This is a genomic window from Xenorhabdus miraniensis, assembly GCF_002632615.1.
Genome location: NZ_NITZ01000016.1, coordinates 72,147 through 89,091 on the forward strand (window position 1 = coordinate 72,147; position 16,945 = coordinate 89,091).

A 16,945-nucleotide genomic window follows, 5' to 3' on the forward strand; every position below is an offset into this window, starting at 1 on the left:
AGTCACTTCTTATTAATATGCTTAAATCCGGGTGTAACAATGAAAAAAATCCTGCCAATTGTTATTGCATCACTGCTTTCTGCCACCAGCTACTCTGCATTTAGTCAGTCATCAGAATCAATTACACCAAACTCAGTCATTGCTCAGTCTGGTGACTATGTCACAGTAAAACATCTTTCTGGTGAAACTCAGGTTAAAAAAAATCCAAAACGAGTCGTTCTGTTCGATTTCGGAACTTATGATTCAATGATGAAGTTGGGGCTTTCTGAGCGAGTGATTGCACTCCCCATCGATAATTTACCTGAATATGTACGTAGTAGTGTTCCTGCCAGTATGCACAATGCTGGGGGAATGAAAGCGCCGAATTTGGAAAAGTTAGCGGAAATAAAACCTGATTTAATTGTCATTACAGGCCGTCAAGGTGCTTTTTACGATCGTTTGTCACAAATAGCGCCAACCATTGATTTAAGTACGGACAATAAAAATTACCTGCTATCTGTTGATAACAACCTTAAGTTATTGGGAGAGGTATTCAATAAGCAGGATAACGTTAAAGCACAAACGGCTGGTTTGGAAAAAACCATTGCAGCCGCCCAGGAAAAAGCGAAAACAGCGGATAAAAAGGTATTGGTGTTACTGCATAATGCGGGTGAATTATACCCCAATAATCAAGCCATTGTTTACAACGTGATTAAGGCTCCTCGTTCAGTATTGCCGGCTAAATCAGACAGCAAAAGCCGGGCTGTGACGGCGGACATGATTGCGCAAGCAAACCCTGATGTGATTTTTATCATCGACCGTAGCGAAGCGATTGGAGCAGGTAAGCTGGAAAAAGCCCAATTTGAAAACGAGCAAGTCAAATCAACCAATGCTTATAAAAACGATAAGATAGTGTACTTACAATCTGATCTCTGGTACTTGTCTGGCGGCGGTTTGGACAGCATGACGAAACAAGTTAATGCGGTTGCTGATGCGTTGTAATTGCGCAGTTTAATATTTATCTTTCCTGAAATTACCCCGGAATCTGAATCGTCAGATTCCGGGGTAAATTTATCCCACTAGACTCTTATTGTTCCCAAATTGAAACAATCAACCAAAATCATCTTCTGGCCTTGTAGCATGGAAAAACTGCGTTAGGATGTTTCAAAAGGCATCCAATGAGAACACAAGCGTGATTATCAGTTCGGCTGACGTAACAAATGCGATTACGCATTTTATGATTCAGGCCAATATCTTGGCGTCAGCGACGAATACCGGTTATTACCAGCGTTAACTGATTGATTAATAATTCTTCCGTTTCCAGTAAAGGGTATCAATATGAGCAGCAAAAAAATTCAATGGAATAATGGGTTACAGCAGGAAGCGGTAGAGATCCTCTCGAATGATGGCGGAATGATCGTCTGCCCAACCAAAGTGGGTTACATTATCATGACCTCTGATGCACGAGGTTTGGAGCGCAAATTTGAAGCGAAGCAGCGTAATCGCAACAAACCCGGTGTTGTTTTGTGTGGATCTCTGGAGCAGTTAAAAGAATTGGCTCAGCTTAACGCGGAAATTGAAGAGCTTTATCAAAGACATTGGGATGAAGATGTATTGCTGGGCTGCATACTGCCATGGAAAGAAGAAGCAATCGCCCGTATTCCTGATGATGGTTCCAAAGAATTGATGATGGATCAGCGTGGTACGAGCTGTTTCGTGATTAAATTTGGTAAACCGGGTGAAATTTTGGCGAAAGAGCTGTGGGAAAAATATGGCAAGTTTTCTTTTGCCAGCTCAGCAAACCCATCTGGTAAAGGCAATCGTGGATTGGTTGAATGTATCGGTGAGAGGATCGAGGAACGGGCTGACCTGATTATCTCAGCTAATGACTATGTTAAATCTATCCAGCCAAATGAAACTGAGCAAACCCGTTATGAGCAAGGTGTGATGGTTTCGATGGTAGATGACGAGGGTAAATTAATACCATCGCAAAATGGTCAGCGTGATATTACTCCGTGTCCGGTATTGATTCGCAAGGGTCTGAATGTGAATAAGATCATGGTGATAATGTCTGATATCTTCACCACATGGGATTACCGCCACGGTAATTATTATTAATACGATAGTTACTATTAATATTTAGATATCTTTTGCGGGTACTTTTGTACCCGCCATGGCTTTTTCTGCTTACGAATTTTTTCTATTTGCTAAATTTTGCTTCAGCTTATTCTGCAAAGAGTGAGCAAACTGTTGTACACGTGAAGATAGCGTGCTCTCTGATTTAAATAATATCCAGGCTTGATAAATATCCATATTCCATTCAGGAAGAAGCCGTATTAATTTTCCTTCTGCCACTGCTTCGTGGGCTACATAGTCCGGCAGATAGGCAATGCCAGCTCCCGCCAGCGCAGAACTCATCAATGCCACGCTATTATTGATGCGAAATCGGCTGCGTACTTCAATATCCAGCTTGTGCCTCTCTTTGCGAAATGGGAGAGAAATCGTATGTGCAGGGCCGCGGAAAAGGAGGTAATCGTAACGAGGAAGATCGTCAGGTTTCTCTATTGGGGAAAATTGGCCTATGTAGTCTGGGGCAGCGTAAAGTCCCCAAGTGATATCAGTCAGCGGTGTGGTAAGTGAATGATGTGGCATTTCCCGCCCGATAACAATCGCAATATCGCATTGATCTTCTTCCATATTAATTGTTCTGTCGGTCAATTCCAGATCAACGCTGATATGAATATTTCCGGCAATAAAACTATTCAGGGCAGGGACAATACATTGACTGCCAAAAGATACCGGAGCAATCAGGCGTAAACTTCCCATCGGTTCTTCATGAAAATTGCGGATAAAATGCTCCGCATTTTGCGCTTCGGTAAGGATCCGGTGGCAATATTGGTAATAACTCATCCCGACTTCTGTCACCTGAATTTTACGTGTGGTGCGGTTGAGTAACTGCGTACCTAACCTCACCTCCAATTGTGCAATCTCTCGGCTGACGGAAGACTTGGATAACCTCAGTGATTTTGCAGCTTCGGTAAAACTCAGCGTTTCTACTACGCGGGCAAAAACCACCATTGAGGTAAGATTATCAATATTATTCATGAAATAACCTAATGATTTACTCCGGGAATTGCCCTATAACATACCACATATCGTGCAGAGACATGCCAATATTCCTTATTTATCACTGTTCCATAAGAAAACAGGTAGGAGAATCAGTGTCAGATTTAAGGGGCAGAAATTTCCCATTTTGCGAACGACTGTCTCATCATGGAAACAGTGAGCGATACAATGGTATTTCCCTACGATAAGGCGTAGTAATCTTGTTAGGATTACAATCTATCTAGTCTGTTTTAATCTTTCGGGGGTAATGTGAGATGAGCCAAACTATCACACAAAAAATTCTTGCACGGGCAAGTGGGCGTGAACACGTCACTCCAGGCGAAGTGGTTTGGGCGAAAGTGGATATTCTAATGTCTCACGACCCATGTACACCGGGCGTGGCCAGCGTATTTAAAAAAGAGTTCGGGCAGGATGCGCGAATATGGGATCCCGAACGTTTTATTCTCATCCCAGACCATTTTGTCTATTCGGCAGATTCACAAGCCAATCAGAATATTCGTGTCATGCGTGAATTTGCCGCTGAACAGAACATAAAATATTTTTATGACGTAGGAACTCCCAATTATAAAGGTGTTTGCCATATAGGGCTGGCAGAAGGTGGGCACACTCGCCCCGGAGAAGTGTTATTGGGCACGGATTCTCATACTGTAACCGCCGGTGCTTTTGGTGCATTCGCTATTGGGTTAGGAATTACTGATGCAGCTTATGCGTTAGGTACGGGTGAAATTCCTCTCAAAGTTCCCACGACGATTCGAGTCAATTTTATCGGAAACAAACCCGCCCATGTCTTGGCGAAGGACATGATTTTATCTGTACTGTCAGAATTAACCGTTGATGGTGCGACTTATCAGGCCATAGAATTTGGCGGTAATGTCATTGATGAATTATCAGTAGAAGAGCGCATGACGATTTGTAACATGGTCGTTGAGTGTGGAGCGAAAAATGGCATTATGGTTCCTAATCAGGCGACTTTGGATTATCTGGCGGAACGGAATAATGTCCCTTTTGAGATTGTTTATCCTGACGAAGATGCTCAATATAGCCGTGTATTAAATATTGATGTTTCCGCAATGCAGCCAAAAATAGCTAAACCTCATTCTCCAGACAATGTGGTTTCCATCGAGCAAGTTGCTAATGTTGCAATTTCTCAAGCTTATATTGGTTCTTGCACTGGCGGAAAGTTAGAGGATTTTGTTGCGGCAGCCCGCATTATCAAAGGGCATAAAGTCACAATTCCGACTTACGCCGTGCCTGCAACAAAAGAAGTTTTCCATAAAACGATTACTACGCAAATTGATGGCGTGTCTGTTTATCAGATTTTAAGCGACGCGGGAGTGAAACTTTCTTCAGAATCAGGATGTGCAGCTTGCTGTGGTGGCCCGCCAGATACCTTCGGGCGAGTCAATGATCCCATATCCGTGATATCGACAACCAATCGCAATTTCGTCGGTAGGATGGGGCATAAACGCGCCAATATTTATCTTGCTTCCCCTTATTCTGTTGCTGCGGCAGCGATTACAGGTCAGATTACAAATCCTGAGGAGTTTTTATGAGTGAATTAAAGGAAAATATCATTCGGGGTGAGGTTTATGTATTGGCCGATAATATTGATACTGACCAGATTCTCTCGGCCGAATATCTCAAGGTAAACCCTTCTACACCTGAAGGATATGCACAACTGGCTTCACTGGCGATGTGTGGATTACCGGAAGGATTTTTGCCTTTTATTGATGAAGAGAAGGGTAAAGCGAAATATCCGATTATTGTGGCAGGGCAGAACTTTGGTTGTGGATCTTCGCGTGAACATGCTGTTGCTGCACTGGGGGCTTCTGGTGTGCAAGTCGTCCTTGCCCAATCTTATGCCCGAATATTCTTCCGAAATTGCGTATCAACCGGACAGTTATTGCCTATTGCTGCGCAGGAACGTTTGTGTGACAAATTAGTCACGGGAGACAGTATTGAGATTGATGTTGAAAACCAGACTGTGACTTTACTGAAAAAGGGTGAGAAATATAAAACTGATCCTATTGGTGAACTTGCCAATATTGTCTCTGCTGGGGGGCTATTTTCTTACGCTCGTGCAACCAGAAGAATTAAATGATATAGAAAAACTGCACCTAATGTTCAGGTGCAGTTTAATTTTAGAGAAGCGGTTTATTGTTAGAGAAAGAGCTCCAATAAGGAATTCAGGAATAACTTCCCGTGTTTCGTAATTTGCCAGTGAGTGTCGCTTTCAGTGATATAACCCTTAGCCAGTGCTTCATCAATTTGTGGGCGAATTGCACTTTCAGGTAATCCGGTAAAATCACTGAAATCCTGACGTGGCATGGGTTCCAGTAAGCGAAAACGGTTCATAAAAAATTCAAATGGACGATCTTCATTATCCACCTGATTTTGCTGATCCAAATAACGCCCCTGCATATATCCGCGTGGATGTTTGGTTTTCACTGTGCGGAGAATGCGACCATCTTCAAACGAGATTTTACCGTGCGCACCACAGCCAATGCCTAAATAATCACCAAAACGCCAGTAATTGAGGTTATGTTGGCATTGATAGCCCGGTTTGGCATACGCCGAAGTCTCATATTGCTGGTAACCCGCTTCCGTCAGTAATTGATGGCCTTGGGAAAAAATATCCCATAATGCGTCATCATCCGGTAAAACAGGGGGGCGAGAGCCGAAGCTGGTATTGGGTTCAATGGTTAATTGATACCAAGACAAATGCGGCGGAGATAGCTCAATAGCCTGACGCAAATCATTCACTGCTTCGTTGAGAGTCTGGTTGGGTAACCCGTGCATCAAATCCAGATTGAAGCTGCGTAAGCCAAGCCCGTCAGCCAATTTTGCTGCCCGCTTTGCCTCCTCCGGACCGTGAATGCGGCCTAAACGGATCAGCTTATCCGAACCGAAGCTTTGTACCCCGATCGAAATCCGGTTAATGCCCGCTTGCTGATAGGCACTGAAACGATCTGCTTCGATTGTTCCGGGATTCGCTTCCATCGTAATTTCTGCGTGTGGGGAGAGCGAGAGTGAAGATCTCACTCCATCAAGCAATCGCTGCATACCTTCTGCACTTAGCAGGCTCGGCGTTCCTCCACCAATGAAAATCGTTGATACCTCGCGATCACCAATCATTGGAAGGTCAGCGCGTAGATCTGCCAATAGGTGATCAACATATTCCTGATGCGGTACATCTCCCTTTAAAGCATGCGAATTGAAATCACAATAAGGACACTTTTGCACACACCAGGGAATATGAATATAAAGACTCAGAGGTGGCAACTTAAGCATTACGCATGGCTTCCAGCAACATATCTAACGCTTTCCCACGGTGGGAAACGGCATGCTTTTGCTCACGGCTTAATTGGGCAGCGGTACAGCCAAACTCTGGTGCATAAAACACAGGGTCATACCCAAAACCGCCTTCTCCGGCAGGTTCATGGGTAATAATGCCTGACCAGCGGCCGTGAAACACCAGAGGGGTAGGATCTTCGGCATGGCGTAAATAGACCAGAACACAGTTGAACTGGGCCTGACGTTGCTCGTCAGGAACATCCCGCATGGCCTCCAACAGCTTTTCCAGATTCTCCTGATCGGAGGCATCACTGCCTGCATAGCGGGCGGAGTAAATACCAGGCGCACCACCTAATGTATCAACGGACAGCCCCGAATCATCCGCAATGGCAGGTAAGCCGGTGACTGCTGCTGCATGACGGGCTTTGATGATTGCGTTTTCAATGAAAGTAAGGCCCGTTTCTTCGGCAGCGTCAACACCTAATTCGGTTTGAGCCACGATATCTAAACCAAAGTCGGCCAATAAATCAGCCATTTCACGTACTTTGCCGGCATTTCCCGTAGCGAGAACAACTTTTTGCATTGCCATTTATTTAATTAACCTATGTATTCAATCAACCTATGTATTCAATTAACCTATGTATTCAATTAACTGATGTATCTCATTAACTTGCGAGCATGGTAGCCAGCCAGCCCATTACGTCATAACGCAGAGCGTTCAGTGCGTAGAGGATGAGGATCACAATCATGGCTGAGAAATCGAGTCCCCCCATAGAAGGAATGATACGACGGATAGGTGCCATTAATGGTTCGGTCAATTGAATCAGAACATAGTCAACAGGATTGCGGCCTTGGCTGATCCAGCTCAATAATGCACGGGCGATCACCAACCAGAATACGAGTTTTCCGGCAGCGGTCAGCAATTCAATGATCCCAACAGGAAGTAACAGGCTAACAGGAATTAAAAATTGACCTGTAGATAACCAAACCGGTAATTCTATTTTGACCAGAACAAGCAGATAAGCGAACAGAACTGACGCTGTGTCGATGGGGCCAACGGCGGGGATTATTCTGCGTAATGGACGTATTACAGGTTGGGTTATTTTAACGATAAATTGTGAGAATGGATTATAAAAATCACAACGTACCCACTGCATCCAGACTCGTAGCAGTAAAACGGCAATATATAAATCCAGAACTGTGAAAAAAATGAAGTTTAAGAATTGCATGTAGCAGCCCTGATTAAATTAAACCAATTGAATTAAAATAATTTTTCCATTTCCTGTGCTCGGTGGATTGCTCCCTGCATAGCCCGAGACACAATTTCAGGCAGATTGCCTTCATAAAAAATGCGTAATGCTTCCGCCGTCGTACCGCCTTTAGATGTTACCTGCTCGCGCAGGATAGCAAAAGGGAGATCTTTTTGCGTTTCAGCAAGTTTAGCTGAACCCATGGCGACTTGCAGGACAAGTTTTCTGGCAGTTTCGCTATCGAATCCCAGACGTTCTGCTTCTTGTTGCATGGATTCCATGAACAGGAAGAAGTAGGCAGGGGCACTGCCTGCAACGGCGATAATATCGTTAATTCTGTTTTCATTATCTACCCAGCAGACTGTACCGACGCTGCTCATCAGCGATGCCGCAAATTCGCGATCGCTCTGAGAAACGTTATCAGGTGCAAATAGCCCACTGACTCCTTGCCCGATAAGAGAAGGGGTATTTGGCATTATACGGATAATATTTAGATTATCCTGCAACAGTGTGTAAAAACGATCAGTTGGAATACCCGCAGCAATAGAAAGGATCAATTTTCGGCTGAAATCGACTTGTGACCGTAGCGAATGACAAACTTCCGCCATCATCTGGGGTTTCACCGCTAACACAATGACATCGGCTTCCTGTGCGCAACGGATATTATCACTTCGGCTATTAATACCATACTCTTTTGCCAACACATCACGGCGGGTTGTGTTTGGAGAACAGGCCGTGATAAGTTCGGCTGGATAACCTTTTTTGACCAATCCGGCGATAATGGCATGAGCCATATTTCCTGCGCCAATAAAGGTGATTTTACGACTTTCCATTAAATAATTTTCCATGAAACAATTCTCCATTAAACAACCTCGCATATTGATCAGTTACTTTGAGGTATCAAGTTAGGTATTTTTCTCAGTAAGACTTAAGCTAAGGCTTGTACTGGCGAGCCCCGAATATTGCGGTTCCAATCCGAACAAGTGTAGAACCGCAGGTAATGGCGGCTTCCATATCATCTGTCATGCCCATTGATAGTGTATCGACTTGTGGATATTGCGTTTTCATTTCAATAAAAGCTTGTTCCATTTGGCGAAAAACGGCAATTTGGCGTTCAAAATTGCTTTCTGGTGCCGGTATTGCCATGAGTCCGCGTAATACCAGATTAGGCAAGGCATTGATGATTGCGGCCAATTCCATTAATTCTTTTAGCAAAATACCTGATTTACTGTCTTCACCACTGATATTAACTTGAATCAGTATATTGAGCGGAGCCAGATTTTCAGGACGTTGTTCACTTAATCGCTGGGCAATTTTCAATCTATCAATGGTATGACACCAGTCAAAATTTTCTGCAACCAGACGACTCTTATTGGACTGCAATGGGCCAATAAAGTGCCACACTAAATCATTATGGTTAGAAAAGTGTTGGATCTTCTCGACGCCTTCCTGAACGTAATTTTCGCCGAATTCCCTTTGACCCTTAGTGATAGCTTCTGCGATGGCATCCGCAGGTTTGGTTTTACTGACTGCAAGTAAAGTAATTTCTTCTGGAGAGCGCCCGCATTTTTGAGCAGCAAGTGTAATGCGGTTCCTGACATCGTGAAGATTTTGTTCGATATTGTTCATAATTGACTCAGGAGATTAAAAAATGAATATGGAAAAATTGGTGGCCCTTAGTGTAAAGCATAATGCTTCTGATCTGCATCTTTGTATCGGGCAAGTGCCTATTTTGCGCGTTAATGGTGTGTTATACCCACAGCTGCAATTGGAAAAAATTAAACCCAATGCCCTTGTGGCATGGAGCGAAGAAATCTTGTCGGAAATTCAGAAGCAGCAGTTACAAAAGCACGGTCATGTTGATTTTGTCGTGGAAATGCCAAATAAACAGCGGCTCAGAGGAAATTTTTTTTATCAACAATCTCACCTGTCATTGGTATTGCGGCTAATTACGGATCAATGCCCGACCTTGGAACAACTGTATGCCCCCGATATTATCCAACGCCTTACCTTGCAGGAGACAAGTGGCTTGATATTAGTGACAGGGGCGACGGGAAGCGGTAAATCTACGACGTTGTCAGCGATGATTAATGCGTTAAATGGCCACGGCAATAAACATATCATCACGCTGGAAGACCCGATAGAATTCGTTCACCAAAGCCGGAATTGCCTTATACAGCAAAGGCAGGTTGGTAAAGATGTACCGGATTATCATACAGCATTGAAAGGTGCATTACGGCAAGATCCAGATGTGATTTTGTTGGGCGAATTACGTGATAAAGAGACGATTCGGCTGGCTCTGACAGCGGCTGAAACAGGGCACTTGGTTTTATCAACGTTACATACCCGTGGTGCAATTCAAGCAATAGATCGTCTGGTTGATGTTTTTCCCACAGAAGAGAAAAATTGGGTGTGTAGCCAATTATCCGGCAGTTTAAAAGCGGTTATATCCCAACAACTGATTCCTGCCAGAGAAGGTGGGAGAGTAGCTATTCATGAAGTTCTGGTCGTCAATCAAGCCGTCAGCCATTTAGTTAGGGAAGGTAAGAATCACCAAATAGCGACACTAATGCAGACAGGCGCTGCTTGTGGTATGCAAACTTACGAGCAAAGCCGACAACAGCGCAAATCGTTAGGATTGCTGGCAGATGAGGGTGGCTGGTAATAGGGAGGCAGTTATAGCCATTTCTTATAGATAAGTATGGCTATTATGAATATTGTTGTTCAAACCAGCTTTCCAAAATGATAACAGCAGAAGCTGCATCGACCTTACCTTTATTCAGCGCCTTGTAGCCTCCGTGATCAAATAGATGAGAACGGGCTTCCACAGTGGTCAATCGTTCATCATGCAGCTCAACCTGAACGCCAAAACGCCCGTGCAGGCGATTGGCAAACTTACGGGCTTGTGCGGTGACAGGTTGCTCTGTGCCATCCATATTGAGTGGCAAGCCAACAATAACCAAGTCTGGCTGCCACTCTTTAAGCAATTTCCCGATAAGCTCCCAATTTGGTGAGCCTTCGTTGGCTTTGAAAGCAGATAGTGCTCTGGCTGTACCCGTGACTTCTTGCCCGATGGCAGCACCAATACTGCGAGTACCAAAATCGAAAGCGATGATAGTGCGGTTTTTCATCAGGCATGTCCTGCTTGTGATGCGAGATTATAAATATTGATCCCTAACAGAGACGCGGCTTCACGCCAGCGATCAACAATAGGGGTATTAAAAATGATAGAAAGTTCTGCACTGACAGTCAGCCAGCTATTTTCCATAATTTCTTTTTCTAATTGGCCTGTTTCCCAACTTGAATACCCGAGAGTCATCAACACATTTTTTGGTTGACGGGGAGTTCCCAGTGCTTCCAGCATATCTTTGGAAGTTGTGATCATGGTTTCATCGGAGATCTGGATACTGGAGCCAAATCCTGATTGTGGTGTATGCAGAATAAAGCCGTGCTCTTCGGATAAAGGCCCGCCAGCCATTACTGGTCTATTGAGATCGATAGTAATATCTCTGTCTTCGGGGGCGATATCCAACTTCTGTAAGATATTCTGGATAGAAACCTGGGCTATTGGTTTATTGATAATTAATCCCATTGCCCCGTTTTGATCATGTTCGCAGATATAAACTACAGAGCGGTTGAAATAAGGATCAGAGAGCGAAGGCATGGCAATAAGAAAATGGTGCTGTAGATTCATGTGTTTTCTGATAATTATTTTGGCAATGTAAGAGTGATTTGGCCCACCAGTATGTGGGTTAGACGTAGCCCTTTATACAAGGACTACGCTTGATTTTCAATGAATTAAAAATCCATTGGGGGGCTATAATTTTTCAGTTCCATCCGCTTTAGTAGATGGAATGTGGATACTTCCTCCAATATCATCAGTCTGGTTTCACCCACGCAGATCATGAGTTATAGTTGATATGGCGCTGAATAACTCTGGTGTCAGGGATACGGCCCGGGTCCTGAAGGTCGGTATTAATACAGTCATTCGCACCTTAAAAAGTTCACGCCAAGCAACGTAACCACGCTGCCGCTTGCGGGGAGTGACGTTCAGATTATCGGTGAAATAGATGAGCAATGGTCGTTTGTGGGTCACAAGAAAAGTCAACGTAGGCTCTGGTATGCCTGGAGACCCAATATTACGATTGCCTTCCTGAGGAAAAACACCTCACTGGAAAGAAATTTATTCAACGTATCGAGAGAACTCATCTCACCCTCCGTAGCCGGATAAAGAGGCTGAATCGAAAAACGATAGGCTATTCCAAATCAGAAGAGATACACGACAAGGTGATAGGAACGTTCATTGAGCGTAACTACTATATTTCACAAGCAATCTAACCATTGGGTTCATGACCAAAAAATATGCAGATGAAGCCGGTATGATTATTGCTTCCTGGGGTAATAACGGAACTTATTTTGGTAGGTATAAGAACGTGTAAGTATGTAAAAATATATCATTGTGTAACTAAGTATATCAAAAAAACTATTTTTAACTTACTGAATAAGTTCTATTTTACCATATACCATAAGCTGATGCCTCAGCTGTTATGTTATTCAATGAAATTAATTTGTAGTTTAGAAAAATCCTTTCATGCGGCATGGCATCTAAATTATTTATAGGAGGAAGAGATTTTATTAATTTCCATTTAGTCATTTTATGTCATTCTTAAGCTCGTGAGAGAATTATCTATATATCTCTCATTGAATTTAGGCATAAAGTGAAGAAAAATAATTTCTATAACGTGAAGAAATCTATCTGTTTTCAATTTTTATCTTAGGAGATGATATGTGTACTCGTATAGTTTATTTAGGTGAAAATGAGCAAACCATGACAGCAAGAACGATGGATTGGAAACACGAAATCGGGACAAATTTATGGATATTTCCACGAGGCATGAACAGGGATGGTATTGCAGGCCCTAATTCTATTAAATGGAAATCTAAATATGGTAGTGTGATTGCATCTGGCTTCGATATTTCAACCACAGATGGTATTAACGAAAAAGGTCTTATGGCTAACTTATTATGGTTAGCTGAATCTAAATATCCACAACCAAATGATAAGCGGCCTGCATTATCAATTTCATTGTGGGCGCAATATATGCTAGATAATTACGCGACAGTAGCTGAAGCCGTTGAATCACTGGAAAAGACGCCTTTTGTAGTGATGACGGATCAAATGGAAGGCGAAGACCGTTTAGCGACGTTGCATTTATCATTATCAGATGCGAGTGGTGATAGTGCAATTATCGAATATATTGACGGTAAACAAGTGATCCATCATAGCCGTGAATATCAGGTGATGACGAATTCACCAACGTATGAAGAACAATTGGAAATGCAGAAATATTGGGACGGAATTGATGGCACAGTGGAGCTTCCAGGCACCAATCGTTCTCCGGACAGATTTGCTCGCGCTCAATTCTATATTAATGCTATCTCACAAGAAACGACACCCAATAAAGCTGTTGCTGGTGTGTTCAGTGTTATTCGTAACGTTTCGGTTCCTTACGGGTTAGGGGAAGCGCTAGAAAATTCCCCAGAAATTTCATCAACACGTTGGCGGACATTGGTTGATCATAAACGCCAACTCTATTTCTTTGAGTCTGTATTAACACCGAATATTTTCTGGACAGATCTAAAGAAAATCGATTTCTCAGCCGAAACCGGTAAAGTGAAGAAACTGGAATTAGGTGAAGGGCAAAGCAATATTTTCTCAGGTGATGCCACTAAAGATTATGTTGATAGCAAACCTTTTGAGTTTAAAGGGTTATCTGATAAGCAACTCGATCATTAAATTTATGGGTACCTGTAGGTAATTGCATATAATAAACGAGAAAGCCCTTCGAAAATAGAAGGGCTTTTGCTAAAAAAAACCACAAGTATGTGGGCACTGATTATAAATGGCAAATGTTGCCAGGAAACGAAAGTTGTCCGGGCTATTATGCTATCTGTTTTTCCAATCGTTTTTCGATAGCATTCATTAGCATGCCAGTAATCGAAATGTCAGGGAATGCAGCCTCTATTTCACGAACGCAAGTCGGGCTGGTGACGTTAATCTCAGTTAAACGATCGCCAATGATATCTAGCCCAACAAAGATTAACCCTTTCTCTTTTAAGACTGGCGCAACTGCACGGGCGATCGCCCAGTCACTTTCTGACAATGGGCGGGCTTCTCCACGTCCACCGGCTGCAAGGTTGCCACGAGTCTCTCCCTGAGCTGGAATACGCGCCAGACAATAAGGTACAGGTTCGCCATCAACAACCAATACGCGTTTATCACCATCTTTGATGGCTGGTAGAAAGTTTTGAGCCATACAATATCGGCTGCCATGTTCAGTCAGGGTTTCAATAATTACCCCGACGTTGGCATCATCTTGCTTCAGACGAAAAATCGAAGCGCCTCCCATACCATCTAACGGTTTAAAAATTACATCGCCATGTTTTTGGTGGAATTCGCGTAAATTTTTTGCATTGCGAGTTACCAGTGTATCGGGTGTCAACTCTGGGAACCAGGCGGTAAATAGCTTTTCATTGCAGTCGCGCAGGCTTTGAGGCTTATTAACAATCAGGCTGCCTTTAGCTTCAGCTCTTTCAAGAATATAGGTAGCATAAATGTACTCAGTATCAAAAGGCGGATCCTTGCGCATCAGAATGACTTGCAAAGTATCAAGGGCTATATCTTGTTCACTACCAAACTGGTACCACTGCTGTGGATTTTCTTCTACTGTGAGCAAACGGGTGCGGGCACGGGCTTCTCCTTGGTACAGGTAGAGATCGTTCATTTCCATATAATGGATTTCCCAGCCACGTTTTTGTGCTTCCAACAGCATGGCAAAACTAGTGTCTTTCTTGATTTTGATGGATGAAATTGGATCCATCACTATACCGAGCTTGATCATTTCTTCTCCTTAACCCAGATCACCAAAACGTACTTGCAGTGCGGTAATTGCGGTGAGTGCCGTAGTTTCTGTCCTCAGGACGCGAGGCCCTAACAGGATATCAGTAAATTGATATTTTGCTGTCATTTCAATTTCTTCAGCGGACAATCCCCCTTCAGGCCCAATTAATAGGCGTACTTTTTCCACGGGTAGCGGGAGGGTATTGATACTTTGGTTAGCACGGGGGTGCAGATTTAATTTTAGGCTGTCATCGTTTTCCTTGCACCATGCTTCAAGTAACATGACCGGACGGATCTCAGGAATACGATTACGTCCGCACTGTTCACAAGCAGAAATGACAATTTTTTTCCATTGTTGTAATTTTTTCTCCAGCCTTTCCGCATCCAGTTTTACACCACAACGTTCAGAAAGTAATGGCGTGATAGTGCTGACACCGAGTTCCACGGATTTTTGGATTGTAAATTCCATTTTCTCACCGCGGGACATGACTTGCCCCAAATGCAGGTTCAGGGGGGATTCATGATCTGATAATTGGCTATTAAGGATACGCACCTGAACTGTTTTTTTACTGGCTTCAGTGATTTCTGCATCAAAAACCTGATTGCTGCCATCAAAGAGTTGTAATGCCTGCCCGTTACTCATTCTGAGTACGCGACCAACGTGATTGGCTGCATCATCGCTCAGATAGATTTTAGCTCCTGCTGAGAGCGGTTCAGGGTGATAGATGCGGGGAATTCGCATATTTCTTCTTTCCTTCTTTTTCCGGATGTCTCCGGCATGGCGCAAACAGCCATATGACAAAATTGATTCATCGCCATGATAAATGAGCGCTGTTTGCGTGATCAAGCTATCTCTTATCTTAGGGAATACAAGATATCTCCTTGCGAGCTGGCTCGCATATTTATTTAGTAATTGCTGTTTTAAATAAATATCTGTTGCCAATGATGGGAATAAAAAATTAGTATTCCTCCTGTCCTGATTGATATTGGGAAATATGGAAAGAATACAGTAACAAGGATGTTATTTACAAAGGAGTGTTTTATAAGGTGGCTTTTAATAAAGAAGCCTTTTATAAAGTCAGAGTATTTACAAGCGTAAAAGGTAATTTGTTATTTTAACTAACTTAGATTGTATAATAATAATGTTCTTCTGTAGCACTTTGCTATTATTATCAGTTATTGATATTAAAACGTATAGTTTGCCGGATGTTATTACACTGCCTTTATTATGGATTGGGCTTTTATTTAATATTGATGCTAATCTGGTTCCAATAGAGAGTGCAATATACGGCGCCATATCAGGGTATCTATTTTTATGGTTTTTGTATTGGTTGTGTCGATATACCTTCAAGAAAGAGGGGATAGGCTATGGGGATCTCAAATTAACCGCAGCCATTGGTGCATGGTTAGGGGTGGAAATGATACCAATATTGATGCTGATGGCTTCATTATCTGGTTTGTTGGGGTTTGTGCTGGTGGGATTGAAAAGGAAGTCTTACCCTGAATTTATCGCATTTGGGCCTTATTTATGTTTATCCGCAATCGTGTTGATGGGAATAGTGTTGATGGGGTTGTCACTGAGTGATATTACTTATGCCTAATATACTTTTAATCTTCCAAATCAACGTGGTGTGATTGATATTATTAAATACTCTAAGGCAATCACTGGAATTGAAAAAATATATGCAGTTATTGGTGGCCTGCATTTACGCTATGCTTTACCGCTTAAATTATTGATGATTAGAAAGTACATCAATAAAGAAAATATACAATATGTTTATGCGTGTTATTGTAGTGGTGTGTGGGGAAGATTATGACATATCGAATGCGAAAAATCTTTCTACTGGGTAATCTATTGTGCTTGATTGAAACTATTTAATAACAAAATAGTGATTGTTAGGCTGTTGTACAATTAAGTAGATATTCAGGATAGGTAATTTTTAATATTGGGAGATGTGTAATTATCAACAGTTATAATTTCTTTGAATTGCATTCCATCATCGGTTGTATTGGTGTTGATTGTAAACCGAGGGAAATAAAAAGTGGCGGAGAGAAAGGACTTGCACCTATAGTACACATTCTGCCCATGTTGGACGTTAAAAGCATCCAGATGGTTTAGGCTGCTTATTTTGCCCATGCTGGATGTTAAAAGCATCCAGATGGTTAGGCAGCTCATCCTGTATACGGCTAGACGTTGGAAGCATCTAGTTGGTTTAGGCCGCTTATCCTACATGCGCTAGACGTTGGAAGCATCTAGTTGGCTTTAGGCTGTTTACCCTGCATATTCTAGATGTTTGAAGCATCTAGTTAGCTGAGGTTGCTAGCCTGTCTCTCCGCCGACTCCAACAATAAGAAAAGTGGGATTTTTATTCAAGCCGAATTATTGCGTTATGGA

17 protein-coding genes and 1 pseudogene are annotated in these 16,945 nt (G+C 42.7%); 8 read left to right on the forward strand and 10 right to left on the reverse strand.

Annotated features, from left to right (window positions below; all coding sequences use genetic code 11):
* Positions 1 to 39: 39 nt before the first annotated feature.
* Positions 40 to 981 (forward strand): siderophore ABC transporter substrate-binding protein, encoded by a 942-nt coding sequence (locus tag Xmir_RS15080; protein ID WP_099115033.1) that lies wholly within the window; start codon positions 40 to 42, stop codon positions 979 to 981.
* A gap of 336 nt (positions 982 to 1,317) precedes the next feature.
* A complete protein-coding gene (locus Xmir_RS15085) occupies positions 1,318 to 2,097 on the forward strand; it encodes an L-threonylcarbamoyladenylate synthase (protein ID WP_099115034.1) in 780 nt (259 codons plus the stop codon).
* Positions 2,098 to 2,166: 69 nt separating this feature from the next.
* Here Xmir_RS15085 and Xmir_RS15090 read toward each other — a convergent pair whose 3' ends face one another.
* Entirely contained in the window at positions 2,167 to 3,084 is a 918-nt protein-coding gene (locus tag Xmir_RS15090; RefSeq protein ID WP_099115035.1) for a LysR family transcriptional regulator, read from the reverse strand.
* A gap of 275 nt (positions 3,085 to 3,359) precedes the next feature.
* Here Xmir_RS15090 and Xmir_RS15095 point away from each other — a divergent pair, with 275 nt between their 5' ends.
* Together Xmir_RS15095 and Xmir_RS15100 are read left to right on the forward strand one after the other, a co-directional pair.
* Entirely contained in the window at positions 3,360 to 4,658 is a 1,299-nt protein-coding gene (locus Xmir_RS15095) for a 3-isopropylmalate dehydratase large subunit (protein WP_099115036.1), read from the forward strand.
* Positions 4,655 to 5,206 (forward strand): LeuD/DmdB family oxidoreductase small subunit, encoded by a 552-nt coding sequence (locus tag Xmir_RS15100; RefSeq protein WP_099115037.1) that lies wholly within the window; start codon positions 4,655 to 4,657, stop codon positions 5,204 to 5,206. The genes Xmir_RS15095 and Xmir_RS15100 overlap by 4 nt, the downstream gene beginning before the upstream one ends.
* Before the next feature lie 59 nt (positions 5,207 to 5,265).
* On the opposite strand, the gene hemW is transcribed toward Xmir_RS15100, so the two are convergent.
* The 5 genes from hemW to Xmir_RS15125 all read right to left on the reverse strand — a co-directional run bounded on the left by hemW (position 5,266) and on the right by Xmir_RS15125 (position 9,278).
* Entirely contained in the window at positions 5,266 to 6,396 is a 1,131-nt protein-coding gene (hemW, locus tag Xmir_RS15105) for a radical SAM family heme chaperone HemW (protein WP_099115038.1), read from the reverse strand.
* Positions 6,389 to 6,982 carry an XTP/dITP diphosphatase gene (locus tag Xmir_RS15110; protein ID WP_099115052.1) on the reverse strand — a complete coding sequence of 198 codons (594 nt, stop codon included), beginning with the start codon at positions 6,980 to 6,982 and terminating at the stop codon, positions 6,389 to 6,391. The genes hemW and Xmir_RS15110 overlap by 8 nt, the downstream gene beginning before the upstream one ends.
* A gap of 82 nt (positions 6,983 to 7,064) precedes the next feature.
* Positions 7,065 to 7,628 (reverse strand): YggT family protein, encoded by a 564-nt coding sequence (locus Xmir_RS15115; RefSeq protein WP_099115039.1) that lies wholly within the window; start codon positions 7,626 to 7,628, stop codon positions 7,065 to 7,067.
* A 32-nt stretch (positions 7,629 to 7,660) separates the two neighbouring features.
* Complete coding sequence (gene proC / locus Xmir_RS15120; protein ID WP_099115053.1) at positions 7,661 to 8,482, reverse strand: pyrroline-5-carboxylate reductase; 822 nt, start codon at positions 8,480 to 8,482, stop codon at positions 7,661 to 7,663.
* A gap of 100 nt (positions 8,483 to 8,582) precedes the next feature.
* Positions 8,583 to 9,278 (reverse strand): YggS family pyridoxal phosphate-dependent enzyme, encoded by a 696-nt coding sequence (locus Xmir_RS15125; protein WP_099115040.1) that lies wholly within the window; start codon positions 9,276 to 9,278, stop codon positions 8,583 to 8,585.
* Between the two features lie 22 nt (positions 9,279 to 9,300).
* Here Xmir_RS15125 and Xmir_RS15130 point away from each other — a divergent pair, with 22 nt between their 5' ends.
* Entirely contained in the window at positions 9,301 to 10,314 is a 1,014-nt protein-coding gene (locus Xmir_RS15130) for a type IV pilus twitching motility protein PilT (protein ID WP_099115041.1), read from the forward strand.
* Positions 10,315 to 10,357: 43 nt separating this feature from the next.
* On the opposite strand, the gene ruvX is transcribed toward Xmir_RS15130, so the two are convergent.
* Both ruvX and Xmir_RS15140 read right to left on the reverse strand, forming a co-directional pair.
* Positions 10,358 to 10,780 carry a Holliday junction resolvase RuvX gene (gene ruvX / locus Xmir_RS15135; protein WP_099115042.1) on the reverse strand — a complete coding sequence of 141 codons (423 nt, stop codon included), beginning with the start codon at positions 10,778 to 10,780 and terminating at the stop codon, positions 10,358 to 10,360.
* Positions 10,780 to 11,343, reverse strand: coding sequence for a YqgE/AlgH family protein (locus tag Xmir_RS15140; protein ID WP_099115043.1), 564 nt, complete (start codon positions 11,341 to 11,343; stop codon positions 10,780 to 10,782). Before Xmir_RS15140 ends, ruvX begins: the two co-directional genes overlap by 1 nt.
* Before the next feature lie 217 nt (positions 11,344 to 11,560).
* On the opposite strand from Xmir_RS15140, the pseudogene Xmir_RS29340 reads away from it, so the two are divergent.
* Positions 11,561 to 11,987 (forward strand): annotated as a pseudogene (locus Xmir_RS29340) (IS1 family transposase); the annotation flags it as partial.
* Between the two features lie 448 nt (positions 11,988 to 12,435).
* Positions 12,436 to 13,446 carry a linear amide C-N hydrolase gene (locus tag Xmir_RS15165; protein WP_099115046.1) on the forward strand — a complete coding sequence of 337 codons (1,011 nt, stop codon included), beginning with the start codon at positions 12,436 to 12,438 and terminating at the stop codon, positions 13,444 to 13,446.
* 145 nt (positions 13,447 to 13,591) lie between these two features.
* Here Xmir_RS15165 and gshB read toward each other — a convergent pair whose 3' ends face one another.
* Together gshB and rsmE are read right to left on the reverse strand one after the other, a co-directional pair.
* Positions 13,592 to 14,551, reverse strand: coding sequence for a glutathione synthase (gshB, locus tag Xmir_RS15170; RefSeq protein WP_099115047.1), 960 nt, complete (start codon positions 14,549 to 14,551; stop codon positions 13,592 to 13,594).
* Positions 14,552 to 14,560: 9 nt separating this feature from the next.
* Positions 14,561 to 15,292 (reverse strand): 16S rRNA (uracil(1498)-N(3))-methyltransferase, encoded by a 732-nt coding sequence (rsmE, locus tag Xmir_RS15175; RefSeq protein WP_099115048.1) that lies wholly within the window; start codon positions 15,290 to 15,292, stop codon positions 14,561 to 14,563.
* A 400-nt stretch (positions 15,293 to 15,692) separates the two neighbouring features.
* Between rsmE and Xmir_RS15180 the strand changes: the two genes are divergently transcribed.
* Positions 15,693 to 16,151 (forward strand): prepilin peptidase, encoded by a 459-nt coding sequence (locus Xmir_RS15180; RefSeq protein ID WP_099115049.1) that lies wholly within the window; start codon positions 15,693 to 15,695, stop codon positions 16,149 to 16,151.
* The last annotated feature ends 794 nt before the right edge of the window (positions 16,152 to 16,945 follow it).

What these genes read in the sequence shown, in the direction of transcription:
- Xmir_RS15080 (WP_099115033.1), top strand. Translation starts at nt 40, where the DNA reads ATGAAAAAAATCCTGCCAATTGTTATTGCATCACTGCTTTCTGCCACC.
- Xmir_RS15085 (WP_099115034.1), top strand. Translation starts at nt 1,318, where the DNA reads ATGAGCAGCAAAAAAATTCAATGGAATAATGGGTTACAGCAGGAAGCG.
- Xmir_RS15090 (WP_099115035.1), bottom strand. Translation starts at nt 3,084, where the DNA reads ATGAATAATATTGATAATCTTACCTCAATGGTGGTTTTTGCCCGCGTA.
- Xmir_RS15095 (WP_099115036.1), top strand. Translation starts at nt 3,360, where the DNA reads ATGAGCCAAACTATCACACAAAAAATTCTTGCACGGGCAAGTGGGCGT.
- Xmir_RS15100 (WP_099115037.1), top strand. Translation starts at nt 4,655, where the DNA reads ATGAGTGAATTAAAGGAAAATATCATTCGGGGTGAGGTTTATGTATTG.
- hemW (WP_099115038.1), bottom strand. Translation starts at nt 6,396, where the DNA reads ATGCTTAAGTTGCCACCTCTGAGTCTTTATATTCATATTCCCTGGTGT.
- Xmir_RS15110 (WP_099115052.1), bottom strand. Translation starts at nt 6,982, where the DNA reads ATGCAAAAAGTTGTTCTCGCTACGGGAAATGCCGGCAAAGTACGTGAA.
- Xmir_RS15115 (WP_099115039.1), bottom strand. Translation starts at nt 7,628, where the DNA reads ATGCAATTCTTAAACTTCATTTTTTTCACAGTTCTGGATTTATATATT.
- proC (WP_099115053.1), bottom strand. Translation starts at nt 8,482, where the DNA reads ATGGAAAGTCGTAAAATCACCTTTATTGGCGCAGGAAATATGGCTCAT.
- Xmir_RS15125 (WP_099115040.1), bottom strand. Translation starts at nt 9,278, where the DNA reads ATGAACAATATCGAACAAAATCTTCACGATGTCAGGAACCGCATTACA.
- Xmir_RS15130 (WP_099115041.1), top strand. Translation starts at nt 9,301, where the DNA reads ATGAATATGGAAAAATTGGTGGCCCTTAGTGTAAAGCATAATGCTTCT.
- ruvX (WP_099115042.1), bottom strand. Translation starts at nt 10,780, where the DNA reads ATGAAAAACCGCACTATCATCGCTTTCGATTTTGGTACTCGCAGTATT.
- Xmir_RS15140 (WP_099115043.1), bottom strand. Translation starts at nt 11,343, where the DNA reads ATGAATCTACAGCACCATTTTCTTATTGCCATGCCTTCGCTCTCTGAT.
- Xmir_RS15165 (WP_099115046.1), top strand. Translation starts at nt 12,436, where the DNA reads ATGTGTACTCGTATAGTTTATTTAGGTGAAAATGAGCAAACCATGACA.
- gshB (WP_099115047.1), bottom strand. Translation starts at nt 14,551, where the DNA reads ATGATCAAGCTCGGTATAGTGATGGATCCAATTTCATCCATCAAAATC.
- rsmE (WP_099115048.1), bottom strand. Translation starts at nt 15,292, where the DNA reads ATGCGAATTCCCCGCATCTATCACCCTGAACCGCTCTCAGCAGGAGCT.
- Xmir_RS15180 (WP_099115049.1), top strand. Translation starts at nt 15,693, where the DNA reads ATGTTCTTCTGTAGCACTTTGCTATTATTATCAGTTATTGATATTAAA.